At 42.8% G+C, this 18,758-nt stretch carries 20 protein-coding genes; 12 read left to right on the forward strand and 8 right to left on the reverse strand.

Annotated features, from left to right (window positions below; all coding sequences use genetic code 11):
• Positions 1-14: 14 nt before the first annotated feature.
• The 4 genes from ACI4L0_RS11260 to ACI4L0_RS11275 all read right to left on the reverse strand — a co-directional run bounded on the left by ACI4L0_RS11260 (position 15) and on the right by ACI4L0_RS11275 (position 4,055).
• Positions 15-458, reverse strand: a complete 444-nt coding sequence (locus ACI4L0_RS11260) for a DUF3276 family protein (protein ID WP_439800268.1) — start codon at positions 456-458, stop codon at positions 15-17.
• Between the two features lie 355 nt (positions 459-813).
• Positions 814-1,113 (reverse strand): hypothetical protein, encoded by a 300-nt coding sequence (locus tag ACI4L0_RS11265; RefSeq protein WP_439800269.1) that lies wholly within the window; start codon positions 1,111-1,113, stop codon positions 814-816.
• A 621-nt stretch (positions 1,114-1,734) separates the two neighbouring features.
• The gene (locus ACI4L0_RS11270; protein ID WP_439800270.1) at positions 1,735-2,910 is read right to left on the reverse strand and encodes a cysteine desulfurase family protein; all 1,176 of its coding nucleotides are present in this window, start codon (positions 2,908-2,910) and stop codon (positions 1,735-1,737) included.
• Positions 2,907-4,055, reverse strand: coding sequence for a 3-dehydroquinate synthase (locus tag ACI4L0_RS11275; RefSeq protein ID WP_439800271.1), 1,149 nt, complete (start codon positions 4,053-4,055; stop codon positions 2,907-2,909). The genes ACI4L0_RS11270 and ACI4L0_RS11275 overlap by 4 nt, the downstream gene beginning before the upstream one ends.
• Before the next feature lie 152 nt (positions 4,056-4,207).
• Between ACI4L0_RS11275 and ACI4L0_RS11280 the strand changes: the two genes are divergently transcribed.
• Positions 4,208-4,348 (forward strand): hypothetical protein, encoded by a 141-nt coding sequence (locus ACI4L0_RS11280; protein WP_439800272.1) that lies wholly within the window; start codon positions 4,208-4,210, stop codon positions 4,346-4,348.
• Positions 4,349-4,498: 150 nt separating this feature from the next.
• Here ACI4L0_RS11280 and ACI4L0_RS11285 read toward each other — a convergent pair whose 3' ends face one another.
• Positions 4,499-5,254, reverse strand: a complete 756-nt coding sequence (locus tag ACI4L0_RS11285; protein WP_439800273.1) for an exodeoxyribonuclease III — start codon at positions 5,252-5,254, stop codon at positions 4,499-4,501.
• Between the two features lie 203 nt (positions 5,255-5,457).
• Between ACI4L0_RS11285 and ACI4L0_RS11290 the strand changes: the two genes are divergently transcribed.
• The 6 genes from ACI4L0_RS11290 to thrS all read left to right on the forward strand — a co-directional run bounded on the left by ACI4L0_RS11290 (position 5,458) and on the right by thrS (position 12,200).
• On the forward strand, positions 5,458-5,811 hold the full coding sequence (locus ACI4L0_RS11290; protein WP_439800274.1) for a hypothetical protein: 354 nt from the start codon (positions 5,458-5,460) through the stop codon (positions 5,809-5,811).
• Positions 5,812-5,973: 162 nt separating this feature from the next.
• Entirely contained in the window at positions 5,974-6,720 is a 747-nt protein-coding gene (gene pflA / locus ACI4L0_RS11295) for a pyruvate formate-lyase-activating protein (RefSeq protein ID WP_439800275.1), read from the forward strand.
• 74 nt (positions 6,721-6,794) lie between these two features.
• Entirely contained in the window at positions 6,795-7,646 is an 852-nt protein-coding gene (locus ACI4L0_RS11300; RefSeq protein WP_439800276.1) for an HD-GYP domain-containing protein, read from the forward strand.
• 115 nt (positions 7,647-7,761) lie between these two features.
• Complete coding sequence (gene pepT, locus ACI4L0_RS11305) at positions 7,762-9,012, forward strand: peptidase T (RefSeq protein WP_439800277.1); 1,251 nt, start codon at positions 7,762-7,764, stop codon at positions 9,010-9,012.
• Positions 9,013-9,043: 31 nt separating this feature from the next.
• On the forward strand, positions 9,044-10,327 hold the full coding sequence (murA, locus tag ACI4L0_RS11310) for a UDP-N-acetylglucosamine 1-carboxyvinyltransferase (RefSeq protein ID WP_439800278.1): 1,284 nt from the start codon (positions 9,044-9,046) through the stop codon (positions 10,325-10,327).
• 115 nt (positions 10,328-10,442) lie between these two features.
• The gene (thrS, locus tag ACI4L0_RS11315; protein WP_439800279.1) at positions 10,443-12,200 is read left to right on the forward strand and encodes a threonine--tRNA ligase; all 1,758 of its coding nucleotides are present in this window, start codon (positions 10,443-10,445) and stop codon (positions 12,198-12,200) included.
• Here the strand turns inward: thrS and ACI4L0_RS11320 are convergent.
• Together ACI4L0_RS11320 and ACI4L0_RS11325 are read right to left on the reverse strand one after the other, a co-directional pair.
• Complete coding sequence (locus ACI4L0_RS11320; RefSeq protein WP_439800280.1) at positions 12,197-12,835, reverse strand: hypothetical protein; 639 nt, start codon at positions 12,833-12,835, stop codon at positions 12,197-12,199. The two genes, thrS and ACI4L0_RS11320, sit on opposite strands and share 4 nt — an antisense overlap.
• A gap of 29 nt (positions 12,836-12,864) precedes the next feature.
• Complete coding sequence (locus ACI4L0_RS11325; RefSeq protein ID WP_439800281.1) at positions 12,865-13,398, reverse strand: C40 family peptidase; 534 nt, start codon at positions 13,396-13,398, stop codon at positions 12,865-12,867.
• Between the two features lie 123 nt (positions 13,399-13,521).
• Here ACI4L0_RS11325 and ACI4L0_RS11330 point away from each other — a divergent pair, with 123 nt between their 5' ends.
• The 3 genes from ACI4L0_RS11330 (at position 13,522) to ACI4L0_RS11340 (ending at position 16,342) form a co-directional block, all read left to right on the forward strand.
• Entirely contained in the window at positions 13,522-14,418 is an 897-nt protein-coding gene (locus ACI4L0_RS11330; RefSeq protein ID WP_439800282.1) for an omptin family outer membrane protease, read from the forward strand.
• A gap of 71 nt (positions 14,419-14,489) precedes the next feature.
• Complete coding sequence (locus ACI4L0_RS11335) at positions 14,490-15,404, forward strand: helix-turn-helix transcriptional regulator (RefSeq protein WP_439800283.1); 915 nt, start codon at positions 14,490-14,492, stop codon at positions 15,402-15,404.
• 122 nt (positions 15,405-15,526) lie between these two features.
• On the forward strand, positions 15,527-16,342 hold the full coding sequence (locus ACI4L0_RS11340) for a M48 family metallopeptidase (protein ID WP_439800284.1): 816 nt from the start codon (positions 15,527-15,529) through the stop codon (positions 16,340-16,342).
• A gap of 47 nt (positions 16,343-16,389) precedes the next feature.
• Here the strand turns inward: ACI4L0_RS11340 and ACI4L0_RS11345 are convergent, their stop codons facing one another.
• Entirely contained in the window at positions 16,390-17,169 is a 780-nt protein-coding gene (locus tag ACI4L0_RS11345) for a YdcF family protein (protein ID WP_439800285.1), read from the reverse strand.
• 159 nt (positions 17,170-17,328) lie between these two features.
• On the opposite strand from ACI4L0_RS11345, the gene ACI4L0_RS11350 reads away from it, so the two are divergent.
• Positions 17,329-17,628 (forward strand): hypothetical protein, encoded by a 300-nt coding sequence (locus tag ACI4L0_RS11350; RefSeq protein ID WP_439800286.1) that lies wholly within the window; start codon positions 17,329-17,331, stop codon positions 17,626-17,628.
• Positions 17,629-17,730: 102 nt separating this feature from the next.
• The gene (locus tag ACI4L0_RS11355) at positions 17,731-18,714 is read left to right on the forward strand and encodes a metal ABC transporter substrate-binding protein (protein ID WP_439800287.1); all 984 of its coding nucleotides are present in this window, start codon (positions 17,731-17,733) and stop codon (positions 18,712-18,714) included.
• Positions 18,715-18,758 lie beyond the last annotated feature (44 nt).

Genomic DNA, 18,758 nt, shown 5'->3' on the forward strand with positions numbered 1-18,758 from the left:
GGCTGAGCAGAAAATCAGTACTCCGTTTTTTCTGAGTCGGGCTGTCTTTTTGAAACAACATGAAGTCTTCCTGAAAATTCCTTGCGCTCGGCTCTTCTTTCAGAAACCAGACGGCTTTCTCCCTTTCTGCGGTAGATTTTCTTGGCGGGCTTTTCTGCATCCGGTGCGCCGCCCATAGCATACTTTGCTTCTTTTGCAGCTTTCTTTTCCGCTCTGATTTTTGCGCGCTCTTTCTGAATTTTTTCAACAGCTCTGAGCGATTCATCCATTCCGCCTAGGAAACTTTGCATGTCATCGGCGAACACAACTATGTCGCGGCGCTCATCCTGACCGTCCTTTATTTTGCTTTCGACAATCTGCAAAAACACATCGCCGTTCCGGTTTTCCTTTACGTTGAAATAATAAGAACGCTTGTCCAGATTAACCTGATTTGTAAAAAGTTCTCCACGAATTCCCATAATGTCCTTCCCTGAAAATTTAATTGATTTTTTTTTGCACCTAAAAAGATACAGGAAATGTTTCAAAAGTATATCGTATTTTAAACAGTATTGCAAGCGGCATTTTAATTTTTGGCTATGTCCGTAAAAACTGTGAACACTTAATAAACGTCCATAAAAGTTAACGAAATGTTTTGTAGCCTTCAAGGCATTGATGAAGTGTTTTAATCAAGTCTTGTTTTGTCCCATAGAAAGAGTCAGAATCTAAAATCTCTGTTTCGTCTGATTTTCCAAGTAGATAATTTGCGATTCTGCGTTCCCTGTTAACACATTCGATTGAAGTATCACTTACATTTCCTATGCTATCTACCGGGTGTCATTTTATGTTGAGCTCTTTTCCAACGAAATACAGTGCGGCACGACTATCATTGCAATTTCCGAATGTTGCGTTTAGTATAAATGCAACAATGTATGTTTCAACAAAGTGTCCAGCCGGGCTAAAATGCAAATGATGTTTTCTTGCCAGCTCCATTGCTTTTTTTACAGAAACCCAGCCTTTATGGAATTTATATTTAATATTGAAATCCTTTTTACTCCAAAACTGAAGTTTTTCTGATTTCATTCGGTCGTCGTATGCTGCAATAAACCTTTTATTAATGTTTTCAAAATCAATCATAGTGACCTCCGTTTTTTTGATTTAAATATTATGACTACCCTGGTAAATAATCCACCCATTGCCACTATTATTAAAAGAGGGATATATGACTCTTTACCCAGACAATTAGTTTTCCAAGCTTTCATACCAATTTTTAAGTTGTTTTTCGGTGATTGTCTTAAATACGTCTTTTGGAACAGTTTTCCCAGATTCAATACAATCAAAATAAATCATTATTGGTATAAAGGAGGCTTTTCCTAGAAAATTATTAAGGGCTATTGCAACTTTATAACTTGACTTAAATGCAGAACCCTCAGCAGAAAATACAAGATTGTTTTCTTTTGCTAACTCTACGGCTGCTAAAAAGTCTATACATCGCTCTTCCGGCTTTACTTCAAAAGAGTCTTTTTTAGAAATGTATAATGGTGCGTTTATTGCATTTTTTTCGGTATTCTACACAATAGTTTTCATTTAACTTATCAAAATCAATCATACCAATCTTCGTTTTTCCAGTTTAAATATTATAACAATTATTTGTTTTACCCTGTTCAATAAATCATTCTTCTTTTTCGTTATGCTTCAGGCTTGCCGTAAAGTAAAATCAACCGTTTTTATGGACATAGCCTAATTTTTTTATGGAAACTATGAAAATGTCTTGCAGATATTTTTCAGCTCCTCGATAAGTTCCTCCATGCTTTCTTTTTTTGTGGAAAATCCGAAGCTGAATCTTACTGCGCTTTCTTTTTCTTTGGAACTCAGCTGCATTGTGTCAAGAACGGGCCGCCCTTTGTGTGATGAAGAGCAGGCGCTTCCAGTTGAAATGTAAAATCCTTTTTCGCTTAATGCGCGCTCCATGACTTGACCTGGAATTCCAGGAAAGGCTGCCTGCACAATCCACGGGGAAAATAAATCCGCACTTTCACTGTCTGCGCGGCAGTGTGGAATCAAAATGCAGCCCTTTATATTTTTTAGTTCCTCAATAAATTCCGCAGTGAATTTTTTTTGCTGCTCGAATCTTTTTTTTGCGCAGCTGTTTTGTTCCGATATAAAATATTTTTCAAGAGAAAGCGAAAAGGCTTCCGCGCCGAATAGATTTTCAGTTCCGCTTCTTATATTTTTTTCCTGTCCGCCGCCTTTGAGAAATGAATTCATTTCTTTTGCAAGATACAAAATTCCTGTTCCGCGCGGTCCTCCTATTTTGTGTGCGCTGAATGCGGCCGAGTCAATTCCCGGAAATTCAAGGTTGAGCGGAATTTTTCCTGCCGCCTGTACGCAGTCAATGTGAAAAAAAGGCTTGCGTTTTCCTTTGGTTTTTTCTCTGATGATTTTTGCGATGTCATAAATAGGCTGTATTGCCCCGGTTTCGTTGTTTACCGCCATGACCGAAACAAATGCAGTGTCATCCTGGATTGCATCGGCAATGCTCTGGGCGGACACGATTCCGTTTTTTTCCGGGTCGACTTTTATAACTTTCCATCCGCAGTTCTGTATTGAAGAAATCATTTCTCTGAGCGCGGGATGTTCGATTGAGCTTAAAACAATGCTTCCTTTCTGCGGACGATTTAAAATAGAAAGAAGCGCAAGGTGGTTGCTTTCTGTTCCGCCTGAAGTGAAAATGATATTCTGTGGTTTTACTCCGAGTACCTGAGCCGCCCTGTTTCTGGCGTTTTCCAGTGCCTGCTTTGCATCAGTTCCTGCATGATGAATGCTTGACGGATTTCCCCAGTGCTCGATTGAATATGCAAGCGCGCGGTTTAAAATTTCCTGATCGCTCGGAGCAGTTGCCGCCCAGTCAAAGTAATGCTCGGATGAAATCATTGGAGCACCTCAAGAATTTCTTTATCTTCAACTTCAGTTGTGAGCGTGGTCTGCCAGCCGGACTGAAGCGTAACCTTTACCTTGGTGCCGGAATTTTTTTTGTCCTTGTGCATTGCGCAAATCAAGCTCTGGATAGTTTCCGGGGTGCTTTTTACAGCCTGCGGAATTTTATCTGTGCAGTATCCGTAGCTTGAAAGAATTGCCTTACATTCATCTGCAAATTCCTGAGTGCAAAGTTTTTTGTTTTTTGAAAGCTCCAGCGCTCTTCCCATTCCCCATGCCACAGCTTCTCCATGGCTTATTACTCCAAGTCCGGCTGTTGTTTCAAGGGCATGTCCGAATGTGTGGCCGTAATTTAAATATGCGCGGATTCCTTTTTCCTTGAAATCCTCGTGCACGGTTTTTGATTTTTCCTTTCCGCATATTTCGATTATTTTCTGAAGAACTTTTTCGTTGCGCTGAAGAATTTCATTTTTCTGTTTTCTGAAAATTTCAGTCAGCTCGGGTGAAAAAAGAAAGGCGGTTTTTACAGCTTCGCCAAGGCCGGAAATAAATTCTGTCTGCGGAAGGCTCTGGATAAATGAATCCCAGATATGGATTTTTTTTGCAGGGTAGAACGAGCCTATCATGTTTTTGTAGCTTCCAAAGTCGCATCCGGTTTTTCCGCCGATTGAAGCATCTACATCTGCAAGGAGCGTTGTGGGAACGAATTCGACATCAACTCCGCGCTTGAATATTGAAGCTGCAAATCCTGTCATGTCGGTGATAACGCCGCCGCCGATTGCAACAAAAAGGCAGTTTCTGTTGAAGCTGGCTTCCAATGCAGTGTCCGCAATTTTAAGAACTGTTTCAATGGTCTTGAATTTTTCCCCGGCTGGAAGAATGCACAGCGCATCTCCGTTTTTTTTATAGCATGCAGGCGCATTTATTTTTTCAGCCGGCTCTTCTGTAAAGTGCGAAATAAAATCCTTGCACAAGGGTGCGACATTTGTGTCTGTAACAAAAAGCTTGTTGCGGCTGTATTCATTCGAAGAAAAAAGAGTGAGCAGGTTCTGCTTGCCTGTGTAAAAAAGAATTTCTGTTTTTTGAAAGCCTGAATTTTCAGGAAAAAAAAGGTCGTGTTTTTTTAGTGGCGAAATATTCATTTTTTTATTTTACTGCATTTGTTTTTTGTTTGCAATTAGAGGCTTTTTGGGAAATAAAAAACTTGACAAATTTCGGGGGGGGTAAAATGTAATGTATAAACTTAGTGAAAATTTTAAGGCGGTTTAATTCAATTTTTTTAAGAGATAAACTTATGAAAAAGTTTGCAAAAATTTTAGTCTTGCTTGCTGTGCTGGGGATTGTGATTCTTCTTTCATCGCAGCTTTTAGGACTGTGGAGAAAAATGATGAGTTTGGCTATGGATATGTATGCTTTTATAATGACAATGCGGTAAAAACTGCAAACGTTCTAAGAAATGGTGATAGCACTTGCGATAAGGCGGTTGATTCCGCTGAAAATATTTGGATAAGAAAATTCTCTTTTTTTAAGATTCAGGAAAAACTCCGGAAAATGCATTTTGTTTTCCGGGGCTTTTTAGTTTCGGCTACGGATTCAGTTCAAGTTCCACCGGGCAATGGTCGCTTCCGGTTATGCCTGTGTGAATTTTTGCAGAAATCATTTTTTCTTTTATGTTCTCTGAAACAAGAAAATAATCTATGCGCCATCCTGTGTTTTTTTCGCGCGCATGGAATCTGTATGACCACCAGCTGTAAATGTCCTTTGTGTCCGGATAGAAATAACGGAAGCTGTCAATAAATCCCGCGGAAAGAAGCTCTGTCATTTTGCCGCGCTCCTCATCAGTAAACCCTGCATTCCGCCTGTTTGTATTTGGGTTTTTCAGGTCGATTTCCTTGTGCGCAACATTCATGTCGCCGCAGACAATAACTCCTTTTTTTTGCGCCAGGCTGCAAAGAAAATTCTTAAAGTCGCTTTCCCATTTCATACGGTATTCAAGCCGCTTAAGCTCATCCTGCGAATTTGGCGTGTAGACTGTAACAAGAAAAAACTGCTCGTATTCCAGCGTGATGATTCTTCCTTCTGTGTCGTGCTCGGCGATTCCCATTCCAAGCTGCACTGAAATCGGCTTGTGCCTGGCAAATATCGCTGTTCCGGAATAGCCTTTTTTTTCCGCATAATTCCAGTACTGGTAATAGCCCGGAAGCTCCATTTGAATCTGTCCGCCCTGAAGCTTTGTTTCCTGAAGACAGAAAAAATCCGCCTGAAGCTCATTAAAAACTTCCATAAAATTTTTTCCCATGACAGCGCGGAGGCCGTTTACATTCCACGAAATAAATTTCATATCATTGTCCTTGTTTTTTCAAAATAAACTTGAAGTATAGTACAGCATTTTTTTTAGTCTATAAAGGTTCTGAAGGATTTTTTTTGCCGTTCATTTTGCCGTAAAAAATTCTCTTGACAAATTTCGGGGGGGGGTAAAATGGAGTGTGTGAACTGACTGAACTTTCAGGCGGTTTAATTAAATTTTTTTTGAGAGGTGAACTTATGAAAAAGTTTGCAAAGATTTCAGCATTAATTGCTGCGCTGGTGCTTGCCCTTGCATTTGTAGGATGCAAAGACAGCGATGATGACGATGATTCTTCTCTTATTGCAACCTTTAGGACTGAGGAAGAAGATGGTGGGTACGGCTATTGTTATGTATATTTTTATGACGACAATACGTTAAAAATGGCAGACAATGTAGTTTCTTTTACTGGCACTTATGAAGGCAATCCTACAGTTGACGGTACTATAACAGGAATATTTGCAGAAGGAGGAAAGCTTGTTTTTTATATTAGTGGCAATGTATTAACGGTGAAAGACTCAGATGGAGATGTAATCACTTTTATAAAGCAGTAAAAGCCATTTTTTTTAGATTCAGGAAAAGCTCTGGAAAATGCATTTTGTTTTCCGGGGCTTTTTTTATTGCATGATAAATGATAAACTCTATTAGGCAGGAAGATCTAAAAAATCGTTCAGAGTGATTTTTGGGATATTCCCTTTTCCTTGCAGGAGTTTAATATGAAAGGCTATATTCATCAGCTGGAATCCTTTGGTTCTGTAGACGGTCCGGGAGTGCGTTTTATAATCTTTTTTTCAGGCTGTCCTCTGAGATGCAAATACTGTCACAATCCCGACACTTGGGACATGACAGGCGGCAAGCTTTATACAGCGGATGAGCTTTTGGACGAAGCTTTGTCGTGCCGGGCATATTGGGGCGAAAAGGGTGGAATTACGGTTTCGGGCGGCGAGCCTCTGATGCAGCTTGATTTTCTTCTTGAGCTTTTTACAAAGGCAAAGCAAAACGGCGTGAATACGTGCATTGACACTGCCGGCGCACCTTTTACAAAGGAAAGTCCCTGGTTCGACAAATTCAATCAGCTTATGCAGGTTACGGACATTCTTCTTATGGACATCAAGCATATTGATGAAAATGAGCACGTCCTTCTTACCGGGCGCACAGGAAAAAATATAATTGAAATGTTCCGCTATCTTGACGAAATCAAAAAGCCTATCTGGATTCGCCATGTTCTTGTTCCCGGAATAACAGACAATGACGAGTGGCTTTTGCGCACCAGGGATTTTATACGCACTCTTTCAAATGTTCAGCGTGTTGAAGTGCTTCCTTATCATGGCCTTGGCGCAATGAAATATAAGGACATGGGAATTGACTATGCCCTTAAAGATACGGAAAGTCCTTCTGTGGAGCGTGTGGAAAATGCCAGGAAGATTCTGGAATGCAGCCTTTATGACGGATGGAAAAAATAAAATATCCGGTGAGCAGCGCGCTGTTTTGGATGAGCATTGAAACTTGGCTTTCTGCATGGTAAAGTGTTCGGCGAATGGATAAGAAAAATGAACTGCTGTCAGAAATGATTCCTTTTTTTCAGGAGCTGCTTCCGGGGCTTTCCCTGCCGATTGTTGTGTTTTTTATTCGCGCAGTGTTTTTTCTTTTTTTATTCGCCGGATTTTCATATATTGTTTTTGGATTTTCGTTTCGCCTGAGGAATTTTATTTCTTCCAGAAGTTATCTGAAAAAACTTTCCTTTGCAAAGCACCTTGAAAAATTCAGTCCGGACCAGAGCAAGCGTCTGCTTTCCCTTGTGCGGCATTGTGTGTATCTCGGGTCGGTTATCGATTCCCACACAAACCGAAAGGGAAAGTCAAGGCAGATGAGCATTATTGTCTACCGGCTTTTAAAAAAGCATGATCATTTGGAGCGGATTATTTTTACAGCGGCGGCGATGGTTTACGATGCAGGCTTTTTGGAATTTCCGCAGTCGCTTTTTCATTCAGAGCTTTTAACTAGAGCTGAAATTTCTTTTTTGCGCACCCACGTTGCAAGGGGGCTTTTTCATTTCGGCTTTGTTCCTAAGGAATACCGGGAAGTTTTTTACACAGCGGCATTTTTTCACCATGAAAATCAGGACGGCGGCGGATTTCCCGAGGAACTAAAATCTGACGAAATTCCGTACGTTGCCCGTGTGATTCATCTGGTGGAAGACTATGTTTCCCTTGTAAGGCAGAATGGCGCGCAGAAGGCTTTGTCTTCACGGAAAGCTTTGGCTGTGCTCAAAAAATCATCCGCAAAATATGATCCGGAGCTTCTTTCTCTTCTTGAAAAAACGCTTCTTTCAGGAAAGAAAAGCCGTCCTTCCGCTTCAGAAAAAAAACAGGGCAAGGCTAAAAAGTAAATTTACGGCTTCTTGCTATTTTCCGTTTTTTGCTACAAAATAGCGGATATTATTGTTAACGCTGGATGACCGAATTTGTTCTGTTCAGTGTTCCCTAAAAAGTTTTTTAATTGATATGGAAGATGTATTGAAAATAAAGGATGCTCTGCTCGGGCATTTTTTGGAGTATGTAAAAATCAGCAGCGGAAGCAGTTCCCGGGAAGCTCAGAACGGAGTTATGCCCAGCACTCCCGGTCAAAAGGAAATGGCGCGGATTTTGTGCGGGCAGCTCAAGTCGCTTGGACTTGAAAATGTTCAGACAACAGAAAACTGCTACACCTATGGAATTCTTCCGGCGAACGGCTCTGATGAAAAACCGCTGTGCCTTCTTGCGCACATAGATACTTCCGAGGAAGTTTCAGGGGAAAACGTAAGGCCGCTTGTCCATGAAAATTATTCAGGCGGAAAAATTATTCTTTCAGATGGAATCGAGCTTGACCCGGAATCTGACCCGTGCCTTGCGCTCGCAGGAAAAAACGGCGAAACTGTCATAACGGGCGATGGCACAACTTTGCTTGGCGCGGATGACAAGGCCGGTGTTGCGGAAATAATTTCGTGCCTTGAATTTCTTGTGAGCCACCCTGAGCTTGAGCATCCCGCGGTTGAAGTGATTTTTTCCCCGGATGAAGAAACCGGACACGGAATGGACAAAGTGCCGCTGAATCTTTTAAAGTCACAGCGCGCATATACAGTTGACGGCGGACATATAGGCGAGCTTGAAACAGAATGTTTCAATGCATTCCAGAGCGAAATCCGCTTTTTGGGAAATGCATCTCATACGGGAACAGCGCGCGCAGTAATGGTTAATGCCCTTACCATGGCCTGCTCCTTTGTTGCCAATCTTCCGGTCGGAGAGCGCCCTGAAACAACGGACGGCAGACAGGGATTTTTTGCGCCGGTTTCAGTTGAAGGCTCGATAGGGGAAGCTTCCGTTTCTCTTCTACTGCGTGATTTTTCAACTGAAGGAATGGAGCGCCGCAAGAATGTTGTGGATCTTCTGGCAAAAACAACAGCGGAGCTTTTCGGCGGAAAAACAGAAGTCCGCCATGTCCAGCAGTACCTGAACATGAAAAATGTCCTTGATAAAAATCCGCAGATTGTTGAGCGTCTTGTTGAGGCGTACAAGAAAAGCGGAGTGCAGCCTGTGTTTTCGCCCATACGGGGAGGAACTGACGGCTCAAGGCTTACCGAAATGGGAATTCCCTGCCCGAATATTTTTACCGGCGGCCACAATTTCCACTCGCGCAGAGAATGGGCGAGCCTGAATCAAATGGTGAAAGCCGCTGAAATTTTAGTCAGGCTCTGCTGCAAGAATTTTCCAAATTGAAATTCATTCAAAATCTCTTTATAATTGCGCTATGTATGAGTACAAAATAGAAGGCGGCTTCCCGATAAAGGGAACTGTAAAAGCAAGCGGAAACAAGAATGCTGCCTTGCCATGTATCGCAGCTTCCCTTCTTACCAGCGAGAAGGTTATTCTGCGCAATGTTCCCGAAATTGAAGACACAGGGGTTATGCTTCTGATTTTGCAGTCGCTTGGCGCAAAGGTCGAAAAGATTTCTGCGAATGTCTGGGAAATAACTGCTTCGGAAATATCGCGTAATGATATTCCAGTTGAGCTTAGCAAGAAAATCCGCGCTTCAATTCTTTTTGCCGGCCCCCTGCTTGCCCGTACAGGAAAAACTGTCATGTCTCCGCCGGGTGGAGATGTAATCGGAAGGCGCAGGCTCGATACACATTTTCTGGCTTTGCAGGAGCTTGGCGCTCGTGTTTCCGTGGATAGAAAATTTGAATTCACCGTGAACAAGCTTGTAGGCGCGGATATTTTTTTGGACGAAACTTCTGTGACCGCAACTGAAAATGCTGTTATGGCGGCGGTTCTTGCTGAAGGCATGACTGAAATCACCAATGCGGCCAGCGAGCCTCATGTCCAGGATTTGTGCAACATGCTGAATGCCATGGGCGCGAAAATTTCAGGAGTCGGCTCCAACATTCTTAAAATTGAAGGCGTGCCCAGATTGTGCGGCTGCGATTTTTCAATAGGCCCTGACTTTATGGAGATAGGCTCTTTTATCGGGCTTGCGGCGGCTACCCATGGCTCTCTGAAAATTGAAGGTGTGCGCAAAAAGGATCTGCGTCCCCTGCGAATTTCATTCAACAAGCTTGGAATCCGCTGGGATATTGAAGGCGACACTCTTGTTGTTGCCGCTGACCAGGAAATGAAGGTCAACACTGATCTTGGAGGCATGATTCCTAAAATTGACGACAGCCCGTGGCCGGGATTTCCGCCGGATTTGACATCCATAATGACTGTTGTTGCCACTCAGGTTGAAGGCACTGTTCTGATTTTTGAAAAGATGTTTGAAAGCAGAATGTTTTTTGTTGACAAGCTCATAAGCATGGGCGCGCGCATAACTCTTTGCGATCCACACAGGGCGGTTGTCGCAGGCCCGAGTCCTCTGCACGGCGAGCATCTGGTTTCGCCTGATGTGCGGGCTGGAATGGCGATGGTTATTGCGGCTCTTTGCGCACGAGGAGAAAGCAGAATCAGCAACGTATACCAGATTGAGCGCGGCTACGAAAATCTTGTGGAACGCCTGAAGTCGCTCGGAGCGCATATTGAAAAAATAGAGAGTCTTTAAAAATTCGTTTTCAGTGATTTTAAAGGCTTGTGCGAATTCTGAGTTGCCTTGTTGCAATATAAATAAAAAAGGAATATTCTATGTTATTCCTATTGGCTTTTTATTGGAGTAAAAAATGGCAGTTGATGAAAAACTACAGATAATACGCCACAGTTGTGCGCATGTAATGGCAGAAGCTGTTCTGCATCTTTTTCCGGGAACAAAAATTGCAATCGGTCCTGCAATAGAAAACGGATTTTACTATGACTTTGATTTTCCTGAGGATCACAAGCTTGGAACGGAGGATTTTGCTTCAATAGAAAAAGAAATGCGCAGAATTCTTTCTGGAAACCATGAGTTTGTGCGCAGGGAAATTTCCAGAGAGGAAGCCCTGGAGCTTTTTAAGGAGCAGCCGTACAAGCTGGAGCTGATCAAGGATCTTCCTGAAAATGAAATTATAAGTGTTTACGAGCAGGACGGATATCTTGACCTGTGCCGCGGACCTCATGTGGCATCTACATCGGAAATAAACCAGCAGTCGTTTAAGCTCATGAGCATTGCCGGAGCTTATTGGAGAGGCGATGTAAAGCGTCCTATGCTGACACGCATTTACGCTGTCTGTTTTTACAAGCCTTCCGAACTGAAGGATTATCTTGCAATGCTTGAAGAGGCTGACAAGCGCGACCACCGCAAGCTCGGCGTTCAGCTGGATTTGTTCCATCTTGACCCTGAAGATCCAGGTCAGATTTTCTGGCATCCAAACGGCTGGACAATGTACATTGCCTTGCAGGATTATATGCGCGAAAAAATCCGCAATGACGGCTATATGGAAGTGAACACTCCTGCGATAATGCCGCGCACTCTGTGGGAGCGTTCCGGACACTGGGGACACTACCAGAAAAATATGTTTGTTACAGAAAGCGAAAAGCGCATGTTTGCAATCAAGCCCATGAACTGTCCCGGCGCGCTTGAAATTTTCAACTCAAAAGTCCGCTCCTACAAGGATCTTCCTATGCGCCTTGCTGAATTCGGACACTGTGTGCGCAATGAGCCTAGCGGAACTCTGCATGGAATTATGCGTGTCAGGGGCTTTGTTCAGGATGATGCGCACATTATCTGCACAGAAGATCAGATTGAAAGAGAAGTTGCAAAATTCTGCCGTCTGCTTCTTGATGTGTACAAGGATTTTGGTTTTGACAAGAATCTTCTTGTAAAGCTTTCCACAATGCCTGAAGACCACGTGGGCGATTTGGAAACCTGGCAGCACGCGGAAAAAGCTCTTGCCGCAGCCTGCAATTCAGCTGGAATGAACTATGAAATTCAGCCGGGGGAAGGAGCTTTCTACGGTCCTAAGCTTGAGTTCACCCTTATAGATGCGCTTGGCCGGCAGTGGCAGTGCGGAACGATTCAGCTTGACTATCAGCTTCCGAGCGCAGAGCGTCTGAATGCGGAATATATTGGGTCGGACAACCAGAAGCATCATCCTGTAATGCTGCACCGTGCTGTTCTTGGCTCCCTTGAGCGTTTCCTTGGTATTCTCATTGAAAACTACGCCGGTGTTTTCCCTGCATGGCTTTCTTTTGAGCAGGCGGCTGTTGTTCCTGTTTCGCCTGAATTCAATGACTATGCGGAAAAGGTTGCTGAGCAGCTGAAGTCAGCCGGCATCCGTGCAGCTTCGTATACTGACGACAGCAATATGAAGAATAAAATCAAGAGCATTTCAACTGAGCACAGAACTCCGTATATTCTTGTTGTCGGCGCAAAGGAGCAGGAGGAAGGCACTGTTGCCTGTAGGTTCCGCTTTTCGTCCAAGATTCCGCAGCGCACATTTACGCTCGCAGAATTCAAGGAATATGCCCTGGAAAAGATTAATTCGCATTTCAACGGAATTTAAAATTCTATAGAAAGCACCTTTTCTTCGGATAAAACCAGAAAGTCTATCAGCGGAATAGAAAATTTAGTTGCTTTGCCGGAAGGTGAAACAAGCTGGAATTCCACTGATGACTTTTCTACATCCTGGACAAGCCTATTTCCAAAAACAGAAAGCAGCTCTTTGTATTCAGTGCTGCTCATTTTTTCTCCGGTAAGAACAGGCGCCATAAAAATGCTCATAAATGCCTGTGTTTCTTCCGGAGTTGAATCCACAAGTTTTTTTATGTTTTCCGGGTTTATTTTTACCTTCAGCGAATTTTTGTCCTGAACTATGAAGCTGGAAAAATTTCCTGTTCCGGAAATAATCAGCTTTGAAAATTCCGGGGAAGAAACAGACACGTTTTTGAATTCCGAATTCTTTAAGCTTTCCTGAATTTTTTCTGTGTCGAACAGCACAATTTTTTGCCCTTCCTGGATGTCCAGGCTGGCAATGGCTTCCTGTATTTCAGCTGTAAGAGCATCGCCGATGTCCACAGAAAATGAAAAAGTCTGTGCTCCGTTTTTTTCCGCCCTGACTTGAACCAGCGAAGCGCAGCCGGTAAATGCAATCATTATGTAAAGATAAAAAAATATGCAGGTGTGCTTTATTCCTTTCATACTATTGAAACAACTCCTTTAAATAAATGTTACGCACCGGTACGAGGCAGAATTCTTCCATAGGCAAAAAAATGATTTTTCCAGAAACGCTCATCAATCATGCACAGCTGAACGCCTGTTTTGGGGCCGTCGCTTACTGATGAAATAAAAACGCGCTTTCCATTGAATTCTTTGATTTTGCCGTTGTAAACTCCGCAGTAAATTCCCACGTGCGTTATTCTGCTTGAATTCATGTCATTCTTGAAAAAAATCAAATCGCCCGGCTCCCGCTCATTTGGCTCTATTTTTTCCACGAGGCTGTAGTTGTAAATTGCATTTGCCGACCTCGGAAGCTGAATTCCCGCGGCATTTCTGACTGTGTAGCCTATGAATCCGCTACAGTCAAAGCCGCTTTCGGGGGTTGTTCCTCCAAAGACGTACTTGACCCCGGAAAATGAAAGCGCATAGGTTATGAGTTTCTGCCGGCTTTCCGAAACTTTCGGGGCGGAAAAAATCATCTGGGCGGATGCTGCCAGGATAAAAGCGAAGGCTGCGGTTTTGCAGAATTTTTTGTGTTTTTCCATAATATTTATTTTCGGGGAAAAACGGCTTTTTATTCAGTGTTTCCTTTGCGCTTCCCTTTATTTTTTCAGGCCGGCATGATATTCTTTGTAGAGAAAATCTCAGATGACTTTAAAAATGGTGTTATGATAAAAAAAAATATTGTTTTTCTTTTAGGACTTTCATTTTTTCTTTGCGCTGCAACAAGTGCGGAAACATTTTCTCTTACGGCTTCGCTTGGATTTCAGAGCGGAAAAATGCAGGAATATGTGTATTCCGGCGGAACCTATGTAAGCCGGATTGACTGGCAGGCGGATTTAGTTCCTGTTGCGGATGTGAATTTCAGCGGCGATATCTGCAATGTTGTTTTTGGCATAAATTTTCTTTCCGCATTTCCGGTGAAAAAAGGCTCTGTGGAAGACTGGGACTGGCTTGGATTGGACAAATCCCGTGCAACGAATTTTTCATCGCATGATCTTTCTATCCAGCGGAAAGTTGACCTTGAGGCTTCGCTTGGATATCGCTTTTCGCTTGAGCATTTCAGGATTCTTCCGAGACTGGGCTTTGTTTTCAGAAACCAGAAATTCAAGGCGAGCGACGGCTACTTTAGATATGCGAACTATATCCGCGGTGAATACTTGAACGATTCAGTTGGAAAAAACAATATAAGCGGAAATGTTCTTTTGTATGAGCAGAGTTTTTATATGCCGTTTGTTTCCTTGGAAACTGAATTTGGAATTTCCGGCGGGCTTGACTTTCTTTTTGACTGCCGGCTGTACCCGTATGTTTACTGCGATGCAACTGACAATCACTGCATTAGAAATGTGATTTTTTATGACGAAACACAGGGCGCGGGATTTTCGCTTGAAATGGAGCTGAGGTGGAAGCCTTTTTCCGTTCTGACCTCCTATGAATATCTTGAGTGCAGAGGTGGAATTTCAAAATACAAGGAAGAAGGAAAATCTTCTGTAAGGCTTCGGAGTGTGCCGGGAATAAAATCTTCTGTGGCTTCTGTTCTTTTTAGATACAGGGTTGGTTTTTAGAGCTGCCGTGAAAAATTCAGTGTCCGCATAATGTCCCGGAAATTTTTCTGCATTATTTAAAGGATTAGGCTATGTCACAGGAAAAACTTTTTGAGCTTGTCTATATCTTGCTCGGCAAAAAAACGGCGACTGCAAAATCGCTTGCAGAATATTTCGGTGTTTCTGAGCGTACGATTTACCGCTGGACTGAATCTTTGTCCTGCGCCGGGATTCCGGTTTTTTCTTCAAGAGGCAAGGGCGGCGGAATTTCAATTATGGAAAATTACACGCTGGACAAAACCATTCTGACGGAAGAAGAAAAATCTTCGGTGGTTTCAAGTGTGAAGGCTGTTTTAAAGCTGGCTGGAATGAATTCAGCTGAAAAATCAGTGCTGGAAAAACTTCAGGCTCTTGACGCCAAAAACAGTGACTGGCTTGAAGTGGATTTTTCTCCATGGAATCCTCAGGGAAAATATATCAGCCGGATGTTTGCTGAACTGAAAAAAGCTGTCATGCAAAAAACGCAGATAGAATTCGATTATTTTTCGGTTGGCGGAAAAACAGAGCGCAGGATTGTACACCCGTGGAAAATTGTTTTCCGCGGTTCGGGCTGGTATGTTTACGGCTGGTGCGCTGTCCGCTGTGCGCCCCGGTATTTCAAGCTGAGCAGAATGAGCGGCGTGGTGATTCTTGATAAAAAAAACACTGTGGAGCAGCCTGAAAAAACGCCGGATGACAATTCATGCTCTGCCTATGATGCTCCTCTTATTGAAGTGCAAGTTGAAATTGAAAACCGCGGAATGTACCGGCTGATGGATGAGTTTCCTGTGTGCGTTGTAGAAAATTCAGGGGAGGATAGTTCGCGTGTGAAATTCAGTGCGCAGGATAATTTATGGCTTGTTCCTTTTTTGCTTTCATTCGGGTCGGCTGTAAAAATTCTTTCGCCTGAACAGCTAAAAAACCGTTTTTATGCCGAGGTGGAAAAAATGGCTTTGAAGGCAAAATAAATTCTGTTTTTTTCGATGTTGAAAAATGCCTGCGTTGAATATAAAATTGGCATTGATTTTATAGTGTCTTGAAAAACTTGAATTTTTTAAGGCATGCTGATTTAGTTTTTCAGGAGGTAAATATGAATATAAAAAAAATTACTGGTGTCTTGTGTTTTTCCCTTGCGCTGGCTTTGTTCCAGGGCTGCGTTACAACAACAACCGCAGCAGGAAATGTAGGGGCTGACAGAAATCAGCTTATGCTTATTTCCGAAGAGCAGATGGAGCAGAGCGCGGATGAGTCCTATGCCCAGATTCTTTCCGAAGCGCAGAAAGCCGGAATACTGAATGTGGACAGCGCAGTTGTTTCCCGTGTGAATAATATCGGCAAAAAACTGATTTCGCAGGTCGGAGTTTTCAGGGAAGATGCGCTTTCGTGGAACTGGCAGATAAATGTGATTTCTGACAGCACGGTGAATGCATGGTGCATGCCGGGAGGAAAAATTGTTGTGTACACTGGAATCATTGAAAGCCTGAGCCTGACAGATGCGCAGCTTGCAGCGGTTATGGGGCATGAAATTGCACATGCGCTGAGGGAGCATAGCCGTGAGCAGGCCAGCAGCGAGGCTATCAAAAATGCCGGCATTGCAGTTGTTTCTTCGGTTGCAGGACTGGATGAAAAGGGAAATTCTCTGCTTGGTCTTGCTGCCCAGTACACGATTACTCTTCCGTTTTCACGTTCGCACGAAACAGAAGCTGACCACATTGGAACAGAGCTGATGGCGCGCGCCGGGTACAATCCCTATGAGGCTGTTGCCGTCTGGGAAAAAATGTCGGCGCTTGACGGAACCAAGATTCCTGAAATCATGAGCACTCATCCTTCAAATGAAAGCAGAATAAAGGACTTGAAGAAAATCTGTGAAAAAGTATATCCGCTTTACGAAGCTTCAGTAAAATAAAATTTTTTTCAAGGCAGTTCATCTGTGAAAATGGACTGCCTTGGGATTTACGAAAGCCGGCTTGGTTTTCCTGTAAATATAATACGCAGATTCAGTTTTAAATAGCTGCATATTTCCCTGCAATAACTGTTCAGGATAAACAGAGCCGGTGTTTTAGAGGCAACTCCGTATATGTCTGTAAATCCGATTCTAGCCGCAAGCCGTTCTGCCCTTGCAAGATGAAAATCGCTTGTTACTATTGCAACAGGAGAAGAAAGAACTTCCTCCACTGAAATTCCTTCGTGCCTTGAAATAAGTTCCGCGCTGAATATCAGATTTTGAATTGTGTCCTTTGCCTGGTCTTCCGCAAGAATTTTGTCCTCGCTGATTCCGTAAGCCGCCAGCGCAGGTTTTAAAACATCTGATTCTGGGCAGGGTGAAAAAATTCCCTTTCCGCCGCTGACAATGCTAATAGCCTGCGGCTGTGATTTTATATATACGGAGGCAGTTCGTATTCTGTTCTGTACAGAATCTGTGAGCTTTTTGTTTTTTGTGATTCCGCCTCCAAGAACAATCACGTATCGGACATTTTCTGTTCCGGCGGCAAGTCTTGGTGTGCATATAAAAAAGAGTGTCGCTGTGGCAGTAAGTGCTCCGGCGGAAAGTGCAATGCAGAAAAATATTCTAAGTGCTCTGGGAATGTTTTCCCATTTTTTTCTGAGGAGTTTTTTCCTTGAAAGAACTGCGAGCATTATAAAGAATGCGGAAACAAGCAGCCATACAATAGAAAAATCAATTACCGTTATACTGTCAATAAAACTTTCAGGCGGCGCAAATTTCAATGCCAAAAAATATCCAAGAAAAAAAACTGCGGGAATAAAAAATATATATTGCATGAAAAAAAGAATAGCATTTTTTATGTTTTTATGCGACTGTCTTGCGCTGTCTTTTTTCTGGAAAAAACGCACCTTGACATTCCATGCGGCAATTAATATATTTCTGTTCTAATGCAGGGAAGGAATTTTAAGCTCACTTTTTTATATGCCGCGCTTGTTTTTCTTGTGCTCTTTTCAGTTGTTTTTGTTTCCTTTGAAAAGAACCATGAGTGCGAGGGAGAAGACTGCCCTGTCTGTCTTTGCATAAATATTACAACCCGCAATCTTTCTTTTTTTGCAGGAGCATTTATTTTAAAGGCTTTTGCGGATATTTTCCTGCCTGTCTGTAAGCATATTTTAAAGCTTGGGCGAACTCGTCCTGCGTTCTTATTTTTTTCTCCTGTTCTTCAGAAAATTCGACTTAATAATTGATTTGCGTGGAAATTTTATATCCGGTATTTTGTGCCGGGACATGATGTTTTTTTACATCGATTTATTTTTGAATTTTCTATGCTGAATTTTTTGAGGTGATTTATGAAAAAAACTATTGCAGTGTTTGCTGCTTTATTTTCTCTGTTTTTATGTCCGGCTGTTTTTGCAGCTAAAAAAACGTCTGCCAAAAAGACTATTGTGTGCACTGCATTTCCGCAGTATGACTGGTGCCGCCAGATAATCGGTGAAAAGGCCGGGCAGTTTGATCTTGTTCTTCTGCTTGACAAGGGAACTGACCTTCACTCATTCCAGCCGAGCTTTGCGGATATTGCGCGGATTTCAAGCTGTGATATGTTTGTGTACGGCGGCGGAGAAAGTGATGAGTGGGTTTCAGGGGTTCTTGCCGAAGCAAAAAATAAAGAACTTTGCCCTGTGAGCCTGATGGAAATTCTGGGTGAAAATGTAAAGGAAGAAAAATTTGTTGAAGGCATGCAGCATTCTCATGAGTGCGATGAAGATGAGCATGACCATGAGCATCATGACGAAATTGAATACGACGAGCATATCTGGCTTTCATTAAAAAATGCCCAGGTTTTGGTTCGCGCCCTTGCTGAAAAAATCTGCGCCCTTGATCCTGAGAATGTGAATTTTTACATGGAAAATTCCAGCCGGTATATTGCAGAGCTTGCATCCTTGGACAGTGAATACGAGGCCGCTGTTTCATCTGCAAAATTTCATACGCTTTTATTTGCAGACCGTTTTCCATTCCGCTATCTGGCAGACGATTACGGCCTGGATTATTACGCCGCGTTTGTTGGATGCAGCGCGGAAACAGAGGCGAGCTTTGAGACCGTTGTTTTTCTTGCGCGGAAAATCGACAGCCTCAATCTTGGCTGTGTTCTGACAATCGAAAAATCAGACAAGGGAATTGCACGCACTGTCATTGCAAACACGCAGTCCAAAAATCAGAAAATTCTTGAGATGGATTCTATCCAGTCCGTGATGAAAAAAGACATTTCGTCAGGAAAGACATATCTTGAGTCCATGCGGAATAATCTTTCTGTTCTGAAAACTGCGCTTAATTAAGGGAACTAAAAGACTTTACTGTTTCCCTTTTATGTTTCCGCTGT

The organism is Treponema sp., assembly GCF_051883275.1.
Taxonomy (GTDB): domain Bacteria; phylum Spirochaetota; class Spirochaetia; order Treponematales; family Treponemataceae; genus Treponema_D.

Bases quoted from the DNA above. Each gene is read 5' to 3' on its own strand.
- ACI4L0_RS11275 (WP_439800271.1), bottom strand. From the start codon at position 4,055: ATGAATATTTCGCCACTAAAAAAACACGACCTTTTTTTTCCTGAAAAT.
- pepT (WP_439800277.1), top strand. From the start codon at position 7,762: ATGGAAGATGTATTGAAAATAAAGGATGCTCTGCTCGGGCATTTTTTG.
- ACI4L0_RS11285 (WP_439800273.1), bottom strand. From the start codon at position 5,254: ATGAAATTTATTTCGTGGAATGTAAACGGCCTCCGCGCTGTCATGGGA.
- ACI4L0_RS11270 (WP_439800270.1), bottom strand. From the start codon at position 2,910: ATGATTTCATCCGAGCATTACTTTGACTGGGCGGCAACTGCTCCGAGC.
- ACI4L0_RS11300 (WP_439800276.1), top strand. From the start codon at position 6,795: ATGGATAAGAAAAATGAACTGCTGTCAGAAATGATTCCTTTTTTTCAG.
- murA (WP_439800278.1), top strand. From the start codon at position 9,044: ATGTATGAGTACAAAATAGAAGGCGGCTTCCCGATAAAGGGAACTGTA.
- ACI4L0_RS11290 (WP_439800274.1), top strand. From the start codon at position 5,458: ATGAAAAAGTTTGCAAAGATTTCAGCATTAATTGCTGCGCTGGTGCTT.
- ACI4L0_RS11265 (WP_439800269.1), bottom strand. From the start codon at position 1,113: ATGATTGATTTTGAAAACATTAATAAAAGGTTTATTGCAGCATACGAC.
- ACI4L0_RS11325 (WP_439800281.1), bottom strand. From the start codon at position 13,398: ATGGAAAAACACAAAAAATTCTGCAAAACCGCAGCCTTCGCTTTTATC.
- ACI4L0_RS11320 (WP_439800280.1), bottom strand. From the start codon at position 12,835: ATGAAAGGAATAAAGCACACCTGCATATTTTTTTATCTTTACATAATG.
- ACI4L0_RS11355 (WP_439800287.1), top strand. From the start codon at position 17,731: ATGAAAAAAACTATTGCAGTGTTTGCTGCTTTATTTTCTCTGTTTTTA.
- ACI4L0_RS11350 (WP_439800286.1), top strand. From the start codon at position 17,329: ATGCAGGGAAGGAATTTTAAGCTCACTTTTTTATATGCCGCGCTTGTT.
- ACI4L0_RS11335 (WP_439800283.1), top strand. From the start codon at position 14,490: ATGTCACAGGAAAAACTTTTTGAGCTTGTCTATATCTTGCTCGGCAAA.
- ACI4L0_RS11280 (WP_439800272.1), top strand. From the start codon at position 4,208: ATGAAAAAGTTTGCAAAAATTTTAGTCTTGCTTGCTGTGCTGGGGATT.
- ACI4L0_RS11260 (WP_439800268.1), bottom strand. From the start codon at position 458: ATGGGAATTCGTGGAGAACTTTTTACAAATCAGGTTAATCTGGACAAG.
- pflA (WP_439800275.1), top strand. From the start codon at position 5,974: ATGAAAGGCTATATTCATCAGCTGGAATCCTTTGGTTCTGTAGACGGT.
- thrS (WP_439800279.1), top strand. From the start codon at position 10,443: ATGGCAGTTGATGAAAAACTACAGATAATACGCCACAGTTGTGCGCAT.
- ACI4L0_RS11340 (WP_439800284.1), top strand. From the start codon at position 15,527: ATGAATATAAAAAAAATTACTGGTGTCTTGTGTTTTTCCCTTGCGCTG.
- ACI4L0_RS11330 (WP_439800282.1), top strand. From the start codon at position 13,522: ATGATAAAAAAAAATATTGTTTTTCTTTTAGGACTTTCATTTTTTCTT.